This window comes from Blautia segnis (assembly GCF_014287535.1).
Classification (GTDB): Bacteria; Bacillota; Clostridia; order Lachnospirales; family Lachnospiraceae; genus Blautia_A; species Blautia_A acetigignens.
Genome location: NZ_JACOOT010000025.1, coordinates 1 through 18,608 on the forward strand (window position 1 = coordinate 1; position 18,608 = coordinate 18,608).

Sequence of the window (18,608 nt, forward strand, 5' to 3'; positions counted from 1 at the left end):
TTGACGCGCTTTGTTCAACCAGAAAAAATCGAAATTGATGCAAACGAAAGGGCAGTTAATGAAAAGTCTCCATACTGCTTTTTCGTTTGCACCACCTTCGATTCTTTCCTTAACGATTTAATGAAACCATTATACCCTTTCTGAATCATCCTGTCACCACATTTCATCAGATCAGAACCTGTCGAAATCCTCCTGTGTGGCAACCTGTCTCCATCCCTTATACTCATCGTTCCGACTCTCCACAAACATATCATTCACCATCCCGATAGTCAGCAGATCCAGATCCCGGATGGAAATCCCCAGCTGCACACACCGGAGAAGAAACAGGGGAGTTGTCATTTCACGGTCTGTTGCATGAAGTTTTTTTTAGCCTCCACATCCGTCCTGATGTTCATTCCCCACAGCTCGATCAGCTTCGGCAAAACCTGGTAAATACTGAATGTATTAAACTCATCCAGCCATTCCTCCGGATTATCCGGAATCGACGGATTCGCATGCTTCGCCATCACATACGCAATGTTCTCGAACATCTCAAGGGAAAACAGATCCAGGGAAGACTTTTCCGGATCCCCATCCCCGATACTCTTTTCCAGCACAGATAAATCCTTGTAGATATCCCTCTGAAATTTAATCCTGTAAATACGCGGAATGGCGGCAGATGCCTTAAAAGCAACCGCCTTCCCGTCAATCTCAATCTTCTTCATCATACTCATATCTGAATCCCCCTCAGCTCAGTGCTTTTCCATTTCCAGCAGCATCCACAACAGACTTCCCACTATCAGATGCCTGCAAAGAAGCCGGATCCGCAGCCGGCAGATACACCGACTTGTACCAGTCTGCATAAACAGTTGCATCCGTAGTATTCCCAGTCTTCGCCTTCACCTTTCCATCCGACAATGGTGTAGCCTTGATAGTCAGTGTTTCTGTCTGCACTTCCTTTTTCTCCTCGTTGGTCTTGCCCTCGATCTTCGGACGGGAAGCTGAACAGTTATACATCACGTGGCGGATATGGCGCACATCCCCGTCGAACTCAAAAAGCAGGGCAAACAGTGCCAGTTCTGCATCCGAGTTTTCAATCAGAACGCCCTTGGCATCCAGCTTTTCTCTCAGCACATCCGTCCTGAAACTCTCCGGAATCAGTGCAAGCTCCAGATCCCCGTCATAGCCCATATTGTTGTTGATCACATAATACGCAATACCATCCGCATAAAAATTCTCCGGCTCCCCGTTGGCATCCAGGGACAGTGATACGGATCCAGGAAGCGGCACCGGTGCTGCATAGGTTCATACGAAGCCACTTAAAAGTAATCTCATCAGCCGGATTTTGTTTTGCTTCCCGATAAGCATCACGAAGTCTCTCAATATCCACCGTATATCCCAGGGAAGGATTTACCCTGTACCAGTTTGCTTCATCTTCCCAGTCCTCATCATCCTTTAATCCATAAACTACAGGATAAAAGGTCGGATCCACACGCCGTCCCTCCAGAATATCTACTGCTTTGGTATGCAGTTCAAAAGCAAGCGAATGCCTGTCATTCCCAGCAGTCGTAATAATAAAGTGCAGTGGATTCTGCCGAGCATCTGAACTGTATTTTGTGAGTACGTCATATAGCTGTCGATTCGGCTGTGTATGAATCTCATCGAACACAAGTCCCGAAATCGAAAAACCATGCTTGCTTCCAACCTCTGCGGATAACACCTGGTAGAATCCAGCATTTCCGTAATTGACAATTCGCTTGGTAGCTGACATCAGCTTACTTCTCTTCATCAGTGCTGGTGACATCTCAACCATCTGTCTTGCAACATCAAAAACAATGGATGCCTGCTGCCGGTCCGCCGCCGCACCATAAACCTCCGCAGATGGTTCATTATCTGCATAAAGTAAATAAAGAGCGATGGCTGCTGCCAATTCACTCTTTCCAACCTTTTTACAGATTTCTACAAAAGCTGTACGGAATTGTCTGTTCCCATCAGGCTTGACAATCCCGAATATATCTCTTATTAACTGCTCCTGCCAGGGTAACAGCCAGAATCTCTTGCCCGCCCACTTACCTTTGGTATGACATAAATTCTCAATAAAAGCAACTGCCCTGTCTGCCTTTGTCTTATCGTAATGAGAAGTAGGAAGCATAAACCTTGTCGGCTGATAATTTTTCAGCTTTGGATAGTCTTTTGGTCTTGTTTCACGCGCCATCGCCCATCACACCTCCTTGATTTTTGCCGACTGTTTATCCAAACACACCACTATCCCCAAGTAATGCCTCCATCTCATCCTCTGTTTCTTTCGCTTTACCATTACCGGCAACAATCCTGCTCCGCGAAGATGGCGTAAGCCCAAACTCTGATGCCGCCTGCAGCATCAACTTCTGATTCGTATTTGCAATTCCAACCCAAGGTGTCTGCTGCTGATATCCTTTATCCGTTTCAAATGTCGAGCCGCCAGAAGTAATATGCTCCTGAGCTTCCCTCCATCTTGCATATGACTGACAATATGCAGCAAACGCCGCCATATCAACTTCAGTAAGAACACCCATCTGATTCATCAACTTCGCCAAGCGTTCCCATTTCTTCTTTGCTTCCGGCATTAACCAATCAGGACAAGCAGGCATTCCTTTTGCTGGGACTAGCTCTTTCGTATTCAATTTTCTCTTACCTGGATTACCTTCCAGCTTCTTCACAGCTGTAGGCTTTGGCTTTCTTCCCGCCATCGGAATTCCTCCTTTCTCAAGTTCCAATATTTTTTATTGTCAAAACCATTATTTCTACATATAATAATTAAGAACACGAAGCAAATATGAAGCAAATAGTGTTCCTCAAAAACTCGTTTTCTGTTGACTACGAGTATTTTTGTGATATAATGAAGTTAGAGGATAGCGGCGTTGACCAGCTATCGTGGTGTTGAAGCAATTGACTGTGTCGGCATGCAGCCGGTTGTAGAGCCTGACCTTGGGTTATGCGATAACCTCAAACCGAATAGGTTCTTCGGAACTGAATGAAAACGCTTTTTAAGGGCCTTGCATTGGCAGGGTCCTTTATTTTTTGCAAAGGACAAGGTATAATATGGATCTATTACAACAGTCTGCACAAGCCTGGAAAGAAATAACTGAATATAGATATTTGTTTACATATGGCTATAAGAAACAGCTGTATCCAATTAATCTTACCTTTTCTCTGGAAGATTATCCGCATTTAGCTGGCTTCCAGTATATGAAAGATATCTCACTTCCAAATTATTCTTCTGCCAAAATTGCTGATAGAATTCTTGAGGGTAAAATACTATTTGAAAAAGTTCAAAAAGCAGCCCAGTACGAGGAGATGATAAAACCTCGACTTGAAGCTTTAGTTCACTTGAAAGAATCCCTTGATAACAAATTTAATTTATATTCATACATGCCACGCATGTATCCTTTCATCACAGGCATTAAAGCAGATTATTTAATATCCAGCCATTTTAGTGTTGATAATTTCATCTTTATCATCAAGGCAAATGCGCAAGGTGAATTAAAATGTGATTTTCTTTGTTGCTCCATTTTTGAAATATGAAACGGGATCTTTCCGAGTAGCGACATATAGCGGTGTATTCGCATTTCGCTTCCAGAAAACAGAAAAATCCGGTGACGTATGGATACAATTCCACACATCACCGGACGATTTTTATCCTCATAAATTTTCTCATGAGCAATCTCCAATGTGTACTTTTCTACATAAATAATATCATGTACAAGGCTTCCCATTTGATAATTTTTGTCTCATTTTTTACACATTTCAAATGGTCTAAACCTGGTCTAAACTCAACTTTTCCCCTTTATCAAACAGCCGAAAAATCCAGTAAAATCAAGCGTTTCAAGCACTTCATCAAATCATTGCCAGTATATTGCCGTGTAGGTATATCTCCTTTAGGTGGATTGGTTGATAGTTTCTCGACAACTCTATTTTACCATAAACCTTGAGGAGATATTTTATTTTTAACAAGAAAAAATGCCGTATTTATGCGGCTTTTGGCGTTTCGCAAACGCCTACCCTGCATAGACTGCAAGGAGCTCAGCTGCATCCTGTACCTCTTCCTGGGAAAGACCTTCCAGATCTACCCCGCAGTCTGCAAAGGCCTCTGTATAATAGAGTTCCCCGTCTTCCACTTCTGCTACCTGATACAGGGTCATTTCCACATCTGGTTCCGAAAGCTACAGGAAAACTTTTTCTTTTTCCTTTTTCTGATTCCTGCTGCCAGAAGACCAATCACCAGGATAAGCACAAGGACTGCTGCCCCTGCATATGAAAGGGTCAGGTCTTTTGCCTCTTCTTTTCCCGTGTTTTTACGGAAATGGTTTCCGGGTTCTCCGGCTCATAAGCAGTTCTTTCACCCCGCACCAGAAGCCTGTGGGAATCCCGGTGTGCCTGGACAACACGCAGTGGGTGGATCTGCCGCCTGGGGATTTCCTGCTTCGATTTGTGTTTTTGAGACAAAAAAATCTCCAGATATGCGCATCTGGAGATTTTTGGTATCTATGTTTTTTACAGATAAGAGTAACCCATTAAGGATTCGTCCACTGCCTTAGCAGCTTCTCTTCCTTCGCGGATGGCCCATACGACAAGAGACTGGCCTCTGTGCATGTCGCCGGCTGTGAAAACTCTCGGAACGCTGGTTTCGTAAGCTTCCAGCTTTGTCTCCACGTTGGTGCGAGGGGTTGTGGCTACCTTGAAGGCATCGGTGACGTATTTCTGACTTCCAAGGAATCCGGCTGCGATCAGTACCAGGTCAGCCGGGATCACTTCTTCAGTGCCCTCTACGGGAACCATCATCATACGACCGGATTTCGGATCCTTCTCGCCTTTTAACTTCACGATCTTGGCCTGGCACACGTTTCCGTTTTTATCCTTGATAAACTCGGTGACTGTGGTCTGGTAAACGCGGGGATCGTGTCCGAATACGGCGATAGCCTCCTCCTGGCCGTAATCGGTTTTCAGAACCTTCGGCCACTCCGGCCACGGGTTGGAGGCTGCACGCTCTACTGGAGGCATTGGCATCATTTCCAGCTGGGTTACAGATTTGGCACCCAGACGGACGGAGGTTCCCACACAGTCGTTTCCGGTATCACCGCCGCCGATCACCAGCACATGCTTGCCCTTTGCATCCTCGTAAGGTGCTTTGGTAAAGTCGCTGTCCAGTAAGGTTTTGGTTACTTTTTTCAGGAAGTCTACTGCGAAATAGATTCCCTTGGCATCTCTTCCCGGTACCTTGATGTCACGGGGATTGGAGGCTCCGCAGCAAAGAATCACGCGGTCAAATTTTTTCAGAAGCTCTTCTGCCGTGATGTCAACGCCTACATTTGTATTGGTCACAAATTTCACGCCCTCTTCTTCCATCAGCTTCAGTCTTCTGTCGATGACAGATTTCTCCAGCTTCATGTTGGGGATGCCGTAGCGAAGCAGGCCGCCGATGCGGTCGCTTCTCTCAAATACGGTGACGCTGTGGCCTCTTCGGTTCAGCTGCTGTGCGGCTGCAAGTCCGGATGGGCCGCTTCCTACTACTGCAATGGTCTTGCCTGTGCGGACAGCCGGAGGCTGTGGTTTTACCCATCCTTCTGCATAGGCAGTCTCAATGATGGCTCGCTCGTTTTCCTTGGTGGAAACCGGGTCTCCGTTTAAGTTGCAGGTACATGCTGCCTCGCAAAGGGCAGGGCAGACACGGGAGGTAAATTCCGGGAAGCTGTGTGTTTTGTTCAGGCGAAGGAATGCCTGCTTCCAGTTTCCGGTAAATACTAGGTCGTTTGTCTCCGGTACCAGGTTGTGAAGAGGACAGCCGGAAGCCATGCCTCCGATCATCATTCCTGCCTGGCAGAAGGGAACGCCGCATGCCATGCAGCGTGCTCCCTGAAGCTTCTGTTTTTCTTTATTTAAAGGGGTACGGAACTCCTTGAAATTGGCAATTCGCACCTTAGGCGGCAGAACCTTTGCCACCTCTCTGTTATATTCTAAAAATCCAGTCGGTTTTCCCACGATCCTTCGCCTCCTTAATGCTTAACTCCTATGCTTTCGTAGAATGCTTCCATCTGTGCCTGTTCACTGTTCAGACCCTTTTCCTCAAGCTTTGCGCTTAAGGTGATCATCTTCTTGTACTCATTTGGAATGAGCTTTTTGAAGTGAGGCAGGTACTCGTCGAACTGATCCAGAACTTTCTTTCCAAGGGCTGAGCCTGTTGCGGCTACATGAGCTTCAATCAGATCCCGAAGCTCTTTTTCGTCATATTTATTATCCACCTTTTCAATAGAAATCATGGATTTATTCAGATTTCTGTAAAGAACATTCTCCACATCCAGAACGTAAGCAATACCGCCGCTCATACCTGCTGCAAAGTTTTTGCCCGTTCTTCCAAGAACAACCACACGGCCGCCTGTCATATACTCACAGCCATGCTCGCCGACACCTTCTACAACTGCATTTGCACCGGAGTTACGTACTGCAAAGCGCTCGCCTGCCATACCATTGATAAAGGCAGTTCCGCTGGTGGCTCCATAAAGGGCAACATTTCCTACAATAATGTTATCTTCTGCTTTGTAGCCTGCATTTTCCGGAGTTTTCAGAATCAGCTTACCGCCGGAAAGACCTTTTCCAAAATAATCATTGCAGTCACCGGTAAGCTTCAGGGTAAGTCCCTTGGGGATAAATGCACCAAAGCTCTGTCCGCCTGCTCCTGTGCAGTGGATTTCTACAGTGTCTTCCGGAAGTCCCTTTTTGTGGTTTCTGGTGATCTCGGCACCAAGGATGGTTCCAAATGCACGGTCTGTATTCTTAACAGCCACAGAAAACTGTGTTTTCTCACCGTTCTGGATGGCGCGGCTGCATTTCTTGATCAGGATCTTCTCATCTAATGTTTTTTCCAGCTCGAAGTTGTACTGTGCTTCCGGGTCAAAGGTTACCTTGCTGCCTTCTCCTGCATATGGATTGTTCAGGATGGCGCTCAGGTCAACTTTTCCCTTGTGAGGCTCGTCTACCGCATCAGTTGCAACAAGAAGATCGGTACGTCCTACCATTTCCTTCAGGCTGCGAACCCCAAGCTTTGACATGTACTCGCGGAGCTCCTGTGCAATAAAGCGCATGAAGTTTTCTACGTATTCCGGTTTGCCCTTGAAGCGTTTTCTAAGCTCCGGGTTCTGGGTGGCAACACCAACCGGGCAGGTATCCAGGTTGCACACTCTCATCATCACGCAGCCCATAGTTACAAGGGGAGCGGTTGCAAAGCCAAATTCCTCTGCACCAAGAAGTGCGGCAATGGCAACATCACGGCCGCTCATCAGCTTGCCGTCTGTCTCAATGCGGACACGGTTTCGAAGTCCGTTCATAAGAAGGGTCTGATGTGTTTCCGCAAGTCCAAGCTCCCAGGGAAGTCCTGCATTGTGGATGGAGCTTCTTGGAGCAGCTCCTGTACCTCCGTCATAGCCGGAAATCAGGATAACCTGTGCGCCGGCCTTTGCAACACCTGCTGCTACAGTGCCCACACCAGCCTCAGAAACCAGTTTTACGGAAATATCTGCATATTTGTTTGCATTTTTCAGGTCATAGATCAGCTCTGCCAGATCCTCAATGGAATAAATGTCATGATGTGGCGGCGGGGAGATCAGGCTGACACCAGGAGTTGAATGACGGGTTTTTGCAACCCACGGGTAAACCTTCTTTGCCGGAAGGTGTCCGCCTTCACCTGGCTTTGCTCCCTGTGCCATTTTGATCTGGATTTCTTTTGCAGATACCAGATAGCGGCTGGTAACGCCAAAACGTCCGCTGGCTACCTGCTTGATGGCTGAGCATCTGTCATCCGTGCTTCCTGCTGAATCCAGTCTTTCCTCACTTTCACCGCCTTCTCCTGTGTTTGATTTTCCGTGAAGATGATTCATGGCAATGGCAAGAGTTTCATGAGCCTCCTGGGAAATAGAGCCATAGGACATAGCACCGGTCTTAAAGTGCTTTACAATCTCATCTACACTTTCCACTTCTTCGATTGGCACCGGATTCTTTGCATATTTAAAGTCCATCAGAGCACGAAGGTTGCCGTGATTTTCCTTATCGACAAGATCGGTGTACTGCTTGAACATCTCATAGCTTCCGGTTCTTGTGGACTGCTGAAGAAGATGGATGGTCGCCGGGTTGTAACGGTGCTCCTCACCCTGGCTTCTCATTTTGTGAGCCCCTACGCTGTCTAAGGTCAAGTCTGTGGTAAGTCCAAGAGGATCAAATGCCTCAGAATGAAGCTTTTCTACATTATCCTCAATATCCTCCAGTGTAATACCGCCTACGCGGCTTACCGTTCCGGTGAAGTATTTGTCAATTACGTCTTGGGATACACCGATTGCCTCAAAAATCTGGGAGCCCTGGTAAGACTGAATCGTGGAAATACCCATCTTGGAGGCAATTTTTACAATACCGCTGATCACAGCGTGATTGTAGTCTTCCACTGCAGCATAGTAATCCTTGTCCAGCATATGTGTGTCAATAAGCTCATGGATAGTCTCAAGTGCCAGATAAGGGTTCACTGCACTTGCGCCATAGCCAAGAAGTGTTGCGAAGTGATGAACCTCTCTTGGCTCACCGGATTCCAGAATAATAGCAAGGGAAGTACTCTTTTTGTTTTTTACAAGGTGCTGATGTACTGCGGAAACAGCAAGGAGTGACGGGATTGGCATGTGGTTTTCGTCCACTCCTCTGTCAGAAAGCACCAGAATGTTAGCACCGTCTCTGTAGGCTTTATCAACCTCCACAAACAGGCGGTCAATGGCACGCTCCAGCTTTGTGCTCTTATAATATAAGGTAGAAACTACTGCAACCTTAAAGCCCTCGTGATCCATTTCCTTAATCTTGAGCATATCCGTATTGGTAAGAATCGGGTTATTGATCTTCAGTACCTTGCAGTTCTCCGGAATCTGCTCCAGAAGGTTTCCGTCTTTTCCAACGTAAACGCTGGTGCTGGTTACGATTTCCTCACGGATGGCATCGATTGGCGGGTTGGTTACCTGTGCAAAAAGCTGTTTAAAGTAGTCAAAAAGTGGTCTGTTCTGTTTGGAAAATACAGCCAATGGAGTATCCACGCCCATTGCACCAATGCTTTCTGCTCCGTTTAATGCCATATTGCGGATGGAGGTGCGGTACTGCTCGTAGGTATAGCCGAAGGCTTTCTGCAGGCGGGAGCGCTGCTCCTCGGTGTACTCTTCCATTCTTTCGTTTGGAATTTTGATATCCTTTAAATGTACCAGATTGCTGTCCAGCCATTCGCCGTATGGCTGTTTCTTTGCGTACATTTCCTTTAATTCGTTGTCGTCAATAATTTTTCCCTGAAGGGTATCTACCAGAAGCATTTTGCCTGGGTGAAGACGCTCTTTGAGAATGATTTTCTCTTCCGGTACCGGCAGAACGCCTACCTCAGAGGAAAGGATCATGCAGCCATCTGAGGTTACATAGTATCTGGATGGACGAAGACCGTTTCGGTCAAGAACTGCACCCATCACATCTCCATCTGAAAAGAGAATAGATGCCGGTCCGTCCCATGGCTCCATCATGGTTGCATAGTACTGATAGAAGTCACGCTTTTCCTGGGAAATAGTATCGTTATTTGCCCATGGCTCCGGGATGGTGATCATCACTGCAAGGGGAAGCTCCATGCCGCTCATGGTAAGGAATTCCAGGGTGTTGTCAAGCATTGCAGAGTCGGAACCGTTTCGGTTAACAACCGGAAGGATCTTCTGCATTTCGCCCTCCAGGTACGGGGACTCCATATTTTCCTCTCTTGCCAGCATTTTGTCTGCGTTTCCGCGGATGGTGTTGATCTCACCGTTGTGAACAATGAGACGGTTAGGATGTGCTCTCTCCCAGCTTGGGTTTGTGTTGGTGCTGAAACGGGAATGCACAAGGGCAATGGCGGATTCATAATCCGGGCTCTGAAGATCAGAGAAAAATGTGCGAAGCTGGCCTACCAGGAACATTCCTTTGTAGACGATGGTTCGGCTGCTCATGGAACATACGTAGGTATTGTCGTTGCTCTGCTCGAACTCCCGGCGGGCAATGTACAGCTTGCGGTCAAATGCAAGACCTTTTTCCAGATCATCTGGCTTTTTGATAAATGCCTGCATGATGCATGGCATGCACTCTCTTGCCTTATGTCCAAGAACCTCCGGGACTACCGGGACTTCTCTCCAGCCAAGGAATTCCAGACCTTCCTTTTCCACGATGATCTCGAACATTTTTTTCGCCTGGGCACGTTTGATCTCGTGCTGCGGGAAAAAGAACTGGCCAATACCGTATTCCCTTTCCTGACCGATCTCAATTCCTTCTTTTTTGCAGGCTTTTTTGAAAAATCTGTGTGAGATCTGAAGAAGGATACCTACACCGTCACCGGTTTTGCCTTCGGCATCCTTTCCGGCACGGTGCTCCAGATTCTCTACAATACGAAGAGCATTTGCCACTGTATCATGAGATTTTTTACCTTTGATGTTTACAACTGCACCGATACCGCAGTTGTCATGCTCAAATTCCTGGCGGTAAAGTCCCTGCCTTTCCTTTATCACTTCTCTCATTTTCCTCATCCTTTCTATTGTTGATTCAGAGTTTCCTCTTTTTGCTGTTTTTTATCTGCTGCCGCTTTGATGAAGCCGCGGAACAGCGGGTGTGCATGGTTTGGTCTTGACTTGAATTCCGGATGGCCCTGGGTTCCTACAAAGAACGGGTTGGCCGGGATCTCGATCATTTCCACAATGTGGCCATCCGGAGAGGTTCCGGCAATGGTCATGCCTTTGGCTGCAAGCTCCTCGCGGTATGCGTTGTTGACTTCGTACCGGTGTCTGTGGCGCTCCTGGATTTCTTTCTTTCCAAAGAGTTCTAATGATAAAGAGCCGTCCTGAAGGACACATGGGTAACTGCCAAGACGGAGGGTTCCGCCAAGGTCTTCTACTTTCTCCTGGTCTGGCATCAGGGCGATGACCGGATGTGTAGTTTCCGGGGCAAGCTCGATGCTGTTTGCATCTTCATAGCCAAGGACGTGGCGGGCAAATTCTACGATTGCCATCTGCATTCCCAGGCAGATTCCAAGGTATGGGATCTTGTGGACACGGGCGTACTGTGCGGCCAGGATCATGCCTTCGGTTCCTCTTCCGCCGAAGCCGCCTGGTACCAGGATTCCGTCTACGCTGTAAAGTCTCTGGTCCAGGTTTTTCTCATTGAGTTCTTCGGAATCAATCCAGGTGATCTCTACTTTTGCCTTGCATGCGATTCCGCCGTGCTTCAGGGCTTCTACGACGCTTAAGTAGGCATCGTGGAGCTGAGTGTATTTTCCTACCATTGCAATGTTTACGGTTTTGTCCGGGTGGCGGAGATTTTCTACCATTTCTTCCCAGTCGGTAAGGTCTGGTTTGCGCTTCTCAAGTCCAAGGGACTGCATGACCACGTCTGCCAGTTTTTCACGTTCCATGGCAAGTGGTGCTTCATATAAATATTCTACGTCCAGGTTCTGGAGTACGTGGGATACGGGTACGTTGCAGAACAGGGCGATTTTGGCACGAAGGTCGTCGGTGAGGGGATATTCGCTTCTGCATACCAGCACATCCGGCTGGATTCCCATTCCCTGAAGCTCTTTTACACTGGCCTGGGTGGGCTTGGTTTTCATTTCACCGGAAGCCTTCAGGTATGGAATCAGGGTTACATGAATAAGGATGGCATTTTCGTGTCCTACGTCATGCTGGAACTGTCTGATGGATTCCAGGAACGGCTGGCTTTCAATGTCTCCTACTGTTCCGCCTACCTCAATGATGGCAATTCGGTCTTCATCCGGGGATTTGGCACGGTAGAAACGGCCTTTGATCTCATTTGTGATGTGGGGAATGACCTGTACGGTTCCTCCCCCGAAGTCTCCGTGGCGTTCCTTCTGAAGAACGGACCAGTAAATTTTTCCGGTGGTCACGTTGGAATTTTTATCCAGGCTTTCATCAATAAAGCGCTCATAGTGACCAAGATCCAGGTCGGTCTCGGTTCCGTCGTCGGTTACGAAGACTTCGCCGTGCTGGATGGGGTTCATGGTTCCGGGGTCGATGTTGATGTAGGGGTCAAATTTCTGCATGGTTACCTGGAAGCCTCTGGCTTTTAGAAGCCTTCCTAATGATGCTGCTGTGATTCCTTTTCCCAGTCCTGACACAACACCGCCAGTGACAAATACGTATTTTACTGCCATCTTTCGATTTCCTCCTCCTGATTTCCGGGCTTCCTTATGGATGGCCCGAATACACAAAAAGGCACCAAAGAGGGATTTCAGGGGGCACTTGACCTGTTTATCCTCTTTGACGCCTTTGTCAAAACAAATTCTTATTCAAAAATATGCTATATAATATATCATATTTGGGGATTTGTCAATGTTATTTTTCACAATCTGAGCTTCTCATAATTGTGATCAGTGAACTAAGCAGAAGCAGCATGGGGTAAAACAGCTTCGGCATAATCTGAAATGCAGAAATCTCACCGCCCAGTTCATTTACTGCCGAGACTGCAACCAGCATCTGTGCACCATAGGGAATCACTCCCTGGAAAACACAGGAAAAGGTATCCAGAATGGAAGCTGTCTTTTTCGGCGTAATTCCGTATTCCTCTGCCATCTCCTTTGCAATAGGATTTGCCATCACGATTGCCACGGTATTATTGGCAGTTGCAATATCCATAGTTCCCACCAGAAGTCCGATTCCAAGCTGACCGCCTTTTTTCTCACGGAAAATTTTATGTATCCAGCTAAGAAGTGCATCAAATCCGCCATATTCACGAATCAATGCGCACATGGCAGCCACCAGGATCGCTACCATACAGGTCTCGAACATTCCCGAGACACCGGAGCCCATGTTTTTCAGAATCTCTACAGGTGTGGTATTTCCTCCGATCAGCATGATAACTGCACCGGATGCAATTCCTGTCAGCAATACTACAAACACATTGATTCCAACAATTCCTCCGATCAGAACCAGTAGATAAGGTATTATCTGCATCAAATGATAGGGCTGGCTCACATGTCCCTGAATTTTTGTCTGGAATGACAAAAACAGGATCAGGACCAATGTAGCTATTGCTGCCGGAAAAGCAATCCAGAAATTCTCCCGGAATTTATCCTTCATCTCGCAGCCTTGTCCGTTACAGGCAGCAATGGTGGTGTCTGAAATAAAAGAAAGATTATCTCCAAACATAGCTCCGCCCATAACAGATGCCACGCAAAATGCCAGATTAAATCCGGATGCATTGGAAACCGCTGCTGCGATTGGAATCAGAAGGGTAATCGTTCCTACGGAAGTCCCCATTGCCACAGATACAAAGCAGGCAACGACAAACAAAACAGCCACAGAAAACCTGGCCGGTATGAGACTTAGCATACAATATGCAACACTCTCTGCGCTGCTTCTTCCCACAACTCCTACAAAGGAGCCGGCTGCAAGAAAGATCAGAAGCATGGTGATAATATTTTTGTCTCCCACGCCCTGTGCCATGATCTCCAGTTTCCTGTCGAAATTCAATGCCCTGTTTTGCAGACAGGCGACCAAGATCGCTGCAAGAAATGCGATTACAATGGGTACATTATAAAATCCCATGGGGATTTCCATCACATACTCAAACAAGATGCCAAGTCCAAGGTATAATACGAGAAATACACCGATTGGAAGCAAGGCAATTCCTTTTTCTTTTCTCATCTTTTCCTCTTTCCACCATACCAGAGCGTGTGTGAAAAAGGCTCTGATCTGGTTATATAATCACCTTGTTATTCTATCATACACTTGGTTTCTCTACCATAGATAATTCAGCATTTCCTGTGAAAAATAAAAAAAACAGACACCGCCGATTCCATGCTGTCTCGTATTTCAAGTCAATTCGGCAATATCTGTTTTTTGCAATTTTAGTGGGGCACCAAACAGGTGCCGGTCTGACGGCTGCTGTAAAGCCAAGAAAACAGGCTCAGGCAACTGCAAACTTCTGTAATATACGGTTAAATTCCTTGCTCTCTCCGTGGCACTGCACAGTAAGCACCCGTGTCAGGTCCATACTCAGAACTCCCAGAATGGATTTTGCATCAATGATAATTCTGTTATAGAATACATCTATGTCAAAATCGCATTTCCCTGCTGCCTTGACGAACTCCCGAACCTCTTCCGTCGCATTCAGCTTAATTTGCTTCTGACACATCATTATTCACCCTTTCTGTTTTACAGGAATGTTTTTTCCTTGATTGAGCCAGATTATGCACCTATTTTCGATTTTTGTCAAGTTCTTTCTCGTGCATTGTTTTTTCCACATCTCGGAGATATTTTATTTATATTTCACAATTTTATGTGCAGTTTTTTGGCTATTATGCACTATTTCATTGTTGTACTCATTCTATAGCCAATACTGCAAAAGCTATTTTTCATCTTAAATTTTATGAATTTCAAAATCATTTTGTAAATTATTCTCATTGGGAATTTCCATGGGATAATTGCCATCAAAGCATGCCTTGCAAATAGGAAGTCCTCCTGCCATGCCCTCCAGATACTCTATTTCCATATAGCCAAGAGAGTCTGCGCCGATCATTTTGCAGATTTCCTCTGTGGAGTGTTGTGCCGCAATCAGCTGGTCATTGCTTGGCACATCTGTTCCGAAATAGCAGGGGTGCAAAAATGGCGGAGAACTGATTCTTACATGAACTTCAAGGGCGCCTGCCTCTTTAAGCATACGGATCAGGTTGGCAATGGTGGTTCCCCGGACAATAGAATCATCTACAAGGACAATTCGTTTGCCTTTTACTGCTGCTTCCAGAACACTTAGCTTCAGATGAACGCTGGATTCTCTTTCTTTTTGGGTAGGCTTGATAAAGGTTCTTCCAATATAGGAATTCTTATAGAATGCAAATCCGAAAGGTATTCCGGATTCCTCTGAAAATCCCTTTGCGGCAGGAATTCCGGATTCCGGTACTCCGGTGACAAGATCTGCCTCTACAGGGTAAGATTTGGCAAGGGATTTTCCTCCTCGGATACGGGCATCATAAACGCTGACCTTATCAAGAGTACTATCCAGTCTTGCAAAATAGATATATTCAAATACGCAGTGGGCGCGGGTTTTCACCAAATTGGCCAGTGTCAGATCAGACTTGATCCCCTCATGGCTGATGGTAATCATTTCCCCCGGCAAAATGTCGCGGATAAACTCAGCACCAACGGAAGTCAGGGCACAGCTTTCAGATGCCAGGACATAAGCATTATCTCTTTTTCCAAGGCAAAGAGGTTTCAGGCCATAGGGGTCACGGACGCCGATCAGCTTGCGGGGACTCATGATCACCAGACCGTATGCACCCTGAAGCTTTTTGGCTGTATTTAGTACAGCATCCTCTACGCAGCTGGTATGCACACGTTCCCTTGCAACATGGAATGCGATGACCTCTGAATCTGTTGTTGTATGAAAAACTGCTCCGCTCTGAATCAGTTCCCATTTCAGAGCCTTGGTGTTCACAAGATTGCCATTATGCGCAAGTGCCAGACTGCCTTTTACATAAGACAAAACAAGAGGCTGGGCATTTTCAGCAACAGACGCTCCGGTTGTAGAATAGCGCACATGTCCGATTCCAATGTCCCCACTCATTTTATGAAGAGTTTCCTCGCGAAGTACTTCACTGACCAGACCCAGATCCTTGTGAAATTTTACATTTCCAATAGGACCTTTGGTATCGGATACTGCAAGTCCGCAGGCCTCCTGTCCACGATGCTGCAAAGATGTAAGACCATAATAAATAGATGCTGTCACATCATTTCCATCCAGATCGTAGATTCCAAAGACGCCGCATTCTTCTTTAATTTCTGCCATTTGTCTTCCTCCTTGGTGCTGATTTATGTTATAGAAACAAAAAAAATTATAATTAAAGAAGCTCATTTGTCAAGTGCGCTTTTTTCATTTTTATCAAGAATTTTTTTCAGGCTTTTGCAAAAATATTTTGGAATTTTTTTCAAAAAATATATTGACAAGTCCGTTTTTTTGAGTATACTACATGACATAAAGCAAAGGCGCTTTGGATTTTACAGAAATGTAAATCTAAGGCGCCTTTTTTGTTATAAAAGTCCCGGACAGCGGCTATGCCGAAATGCAAGCTGGCTTGGATTTCGGCATAGACATTGGACGGGCTAACCCACATGAGCATGCAGACCGGCAGGTCGGAATGCGAATGCGGGTGGGAATTGCGAGAGCGCCAGGGCGCGGAGCAATTCACTTTTATAATAATGTCTGCATCAGCAGACATTTCCTTATGAAGAAAGAAAATGAAGAGTGAAAGGAGCGTATCTGTTATGACACAGAATATTCCCGAAATTTATGGAAGTCTTGTTTTCAACGACAGGATCATGCGCAGTAAATTACCAAAGGACATGTACAAGGCACTGAAAAAAACCATTGAAAATGGTACTCACTTAGAGCTTGATGTTGCAAACTCTGTAGCAGTTGCCATGAAAGAATGGGCCATCGAAAACGGTGCTACTCATTATACACATTGGTTCCAGCCTATGACAAACGTGACTGCTGAGAAACATGACAGCTTCATTTCCCCAACAGGTGATGGACTGGTCATCATGGATTTCTCCGGTAAAGAGCTTGTAAAGGGTGAGCCGGATGCTTCCAGCTTCCCGTCCGGTGGTCTTCGTGCTACCTTCGAGGCAAGAGGCTATACAGCATGGGATCCTACTTCCCCGGCATTTATTAAGGATGGAACTCTTTACATTCCAACAGCGTTCTGCTCTTACAGCGGTGAGGCACTTGACAAAAAGACTCCTCTCCTTCGCTCTATGGATACCTTAAATAAAGCAGCTGTGAATATGCTTCACATCCTCGGAAATAAAGGAATCAAGCATGTTTCCACAACTGTAGGACCTGAGCAGGAATACTTCCTGGTTCCAAAGGAGCTTTATAAAGAAAGAAAAGACCTGGTGTTCTGCGGACGTACCTTACTTGGTGCTCCGGCTCCGAAAGGACAGGAAATGGAGGATCATTACTTCGGAACCCTGAAGCCGAAGGTTGCAGCTTATATGCATGATCTTGATGTTGAGCTGTGGAAGCTTGGTATTCCGGCAAAAACAAAACACAACGAGGTTGCTCCTGCACAGCATGAGCTTGCTCCTGTATTCGATACCACAAATGTTGCAGTTGACCACAATCAGCTAACCATGGAGGTTATGAAAAAGGTTGCTGACAAGCATGATCTTGTTTGCCTCCTTCATGAGAAGCCATTTGAGGGAATCAACGGAAGCGGTAAGCACAACAACTGGTCCATGATCACAGATGACGGCGTAAACCTTCTGGATCCGGGAAAAACTCCTGCAGAGAATATCCAGTTCCTTGTTTTCCTGATGGCGGTTATCAAAGCGGTTGATGAATATGCGGATCTGCTTCGTATTTCCGTTGCAAGCGCAGGAAACGACCACAGACTTGGAGCAAACGAGGCTCCGCCTGCAGTTGTATCTATTTTCCTTGGAGATGAGCTGACAGAGGTTCTCAAATCCATTGAAAACGATACCTACTTTACTTCCCACGGTGCTGTTCAGATGGATATCGGTGCAACGGTTCTGCCTCATTTCGTAAAAGACAACACAGACCGTAACCGTACTTCACCATTTGCATTTACCGGAAACAAATTCGAATTCCGTATGCTGGGTTCCGCAGCTTCTGTTGCAAACCCGAATATCGTATTAAATACTGCAGTTGCAGAGGCACTGGATCAGTTTGCAAAGGAGCTTGCAGATGTAGCTCCGGAGGATATGGAGCATGCAGTTCATGAGCTGATCAAGAGAGCCATCAAAAAGCATAAACGTGTCATCTTCAACGGCAACGGCTATACAGATGAGTGGATTGAAGAGGCAGCAAAACGTGGCCTTTACAACCTGAAATCAACTCCGGATGCTATGCCTATGTGGATTGCCGATAAAAACATCGAACTGTTTACCAAGCACAGCATTTTCACAAGCGAGGAGATTCATTCCCGTTATGATATCTGGCTTGAGAACTATTCCAAGACCATCAACATTGAGTCCAACACAATGGTTGAGATGGTGCAGAAGGATCTCCTTCCGTCTGTTCTGTCTTATGTGGAGGAAATTGCAAGCACAGCAAGCCTGAAGGCTTCTGTTGTTCCTGGTATTTCCTGCAAAAGCGAGACAACTCTTATTACCAAGCTGTCCCAGCTTTCCGATGCTATGACAAAGGGACTTGAAAAACTGAAAGCAGATACTGCCAGGGCAAAAGCTGCTGAGGATGTGCTCGAGAATGCCAAGCTGTATCAGACTGAGGTTCTTGAGGATATGGAGGAGCTTAGAAGGTCTGCCGATGAGGCTGAGACTCTTATTCCGGATGATCTGCTTCCATATCCTACTTATGGAAAACTGTTATTCTATATCTAATGGAAATGTCGCTTTACAGCGACATCTTCATGAACGAAAGTCAGCTGTTCCGCGCTTACAGCGCTCCCACAGCTGTCGAAGGTATTCGTAATCCGGGCTATCGCCCTTCTTACTCATACCTTCTTGCCCGTCTAATATCTGTGAACTCGCTCATGCAAGCATGGCTCATTCACAGCTGCTATCCGGGACTTTCTA

Annotated in this window: 13 protein-coding genes and 2 pseudogenes; 2 read left to right on the top strand and 13 right to left on the bottom strand. The window is 46.3% G+C overall.

Going from position 1 to position 18,608, the window contains the following annotated elements:
• Nucleotides 1–171 precede the first annotated feature (171 nt).
• The 5 genes and pseudogenes from H8S54_RS10940 to H8S54_RS10960 form a co-directional block, all read right to left on the bottom strand.
• On the bottom strand, nucleotides 172–339 hold the full coding sequence (locus tag H8S54_RS10940) for a hypothetical protein (RefSeq protein ID WP_015524526.1): 168 nt from the start codon (nucleotides 337–339) through the stop codon (nucleotides 172–174).
• Nucleotides 336–713, bottom strand: a complete 378-nt coding sequence (locus H8S54_RS10945) for a hypothetical protein (RefSeq protein WP_118688422.1) — start codon at nucleotides 711–713, stop codon at nucleotides 336–338. The genes H8S54_RS10940 and H8S54_RS10945 overlap by 4 nt, the downstream gene beginning before the upstream one ends.
• Nucleotides 714–726: 13 nt before the next feature.
• Nucleotides 727–1,284: pseudogene (locus tag H8S54_RS10950) on the bottom strand (major tail protein); the annotation flags it as partial.
• A 22-nt stretch (nucleotides 1,285–1,306) separates the two neighbouring features.
• A pseudogene (locus H8S54_RS10955) lies at nucleotides 1,307–2,194 on the bottom strand (terminase large subunit domain-containing protein); the annotation flags it as partial.
• Between the two features lie 34 nt (nucleotides 2,195–2,228).
• On the bottom strand, nucleotides 2,229–2,708 hold the full coding sequence (locus tag H8S54_RS10960) for a phage terminase small subunit P27 family (RefSeq protein WP_186901489.1): 480 nt from the start codon (nucleotides 2,706–2,708) through the stop codon (nucleotides 2,229–2,231).
• 352 nt (nucleotides 2,709–3,060) lie between these two features.
• On the opposite strand from H8S54_RS10960, the gene H8S54_RS10965 reads away from it, so the two are divergent.
• Entirely contained in the window at nucleotides 3,061–3,543 is a 483-nt protein-coding gene (locus H8S54_RS10965) for a PBECR4 domain-containing protein (RefSeq protein ID WP_186901490.1), read from the top strand.
• Between the two features lie 473 nt (nucleotides 3,544–4,016).
• Here H8S54_RS10965 and H8S54_RS10970 read toward each other — a convergent pair whose 3' ends face one another.
• The 8 genes from H8S54_RS10970 to purF form a co-directional block, all read right to left on the bottom strand.
• Nucleotides 4,017–4,166, bottom strand: coding sequence for a hypothetical protein (locus H8S54_RS10970; RefSeq protein ID WP_173766262.1), 150 nt, complete (start codon nucleotides 4,164–4,166; stop codon nucleotides 4,017–4,019).
• A gap of 115 nt (nucleotides 4,167–4,281) precedes the next feature.
• Entirely contained in the window at nucleotides 4,282–4,464 is a 183-nt protein-coding gene (locus H8S54_RS10975; protein ID WP_186901491.1) for a hypothetical protein, read from the bottom strand.
• 48 nt (nucleotides 4,465–4,512) lie between these two features.
• Nucleotides 4,513–5,997, bottom strand: coding sequence for a glutamate synthase subunit beta (locus H8S54_RS10980; RefSeq protein ID WP_117853856.1), 1,485 nt, complete (start codon nucleotides 5,995–5,997; stop codon nucleotides 4,513–4,515).
• A gap of 14 nt (nucleotides 5,998–6,011) precedes the next feature.
• The gene (gene gltB, locus H8S54_RS10985) at nucleotides 6,012–10,568 is read right to left on the bottom strand and encodes a glutamate synthase large subunit (protein ID WP_186901492.1); all 4,557 of its coding nucleotides are present in this window, start codon (nucleotides 10,566–10,568) and stop codon (nucleotides 6,012–6,014) included.
• A gap of 5 nt (nucleotides 10,569–10,573) precedes the next feature.
• The gene (locus H8S54_RS10990) at nucleotides 10,574–12,205 is read right to left on the bottom strand and encodes a CTP synthase (protein WP_186901493.1); all 1,632 of its coding nucleotides are present in this window, start codon (nucleotides 12,203–12,205) and stop codon (nucleotides 10,574–10,576) included.
• A 181-nt stretch (nucleotides 12,206–12,386) separates the two neighbouring features.
• On the bottom strand, nucleotides 12,387–13,697 hold the full coding sequence (locus tag H8S54_RS10995; RefSeq protein ID WP_186901494.1) for a Na+/H+ antiporter NhaC family protein: 1,311 nt from the start codon (nucleotides 13,695–13,697) through the stop codon (nucleotides 12,387–12,389).
• Nucleotides 13,698–13,959: 262 nt separating this feature from the next.
• Entirely contained in the window at nucleotides 13,960–14,187 is a 228-nt protein-coding gene (locus tag H8S54_RS11000; RefSeq protein WP_186901519.1) for an HPr family phosphocarrier protein, read from the bottom strand.
• Between the two features lie 225 nt (nucleotides 14,188–14,412).
• Nucleotides 14,413–15,837, bottom strand: a complete 1,425-nt coding sequence (gene purF / locus H8S54_RS11005; RefSeq protein WP_117853863.1) for an amidophosphoribosyltransferase — start codon at nucleotides 15,835–15,837, stop codon at nucleotides 14,413–14,415.
• Nucleotides 15,838–16,313: 476 nt separating this feature from the next.
• Between purF and H8S54_RS11010 the strand changes: the two genes are divergently transcribed.
• Nucleotides 16,314–18,413, top strand: coding sequence for a glutamine synthetase III family protein (locus H8S54_RS11010; protein ID WP_186901495.1), 2,100 nt, complete (start codon nucleotides 16,314–16,316; stop codon nucleotides 18,411–18,413).
• Nucleotides 18,414–18,608: the final 195 nt, after the last annotated feature.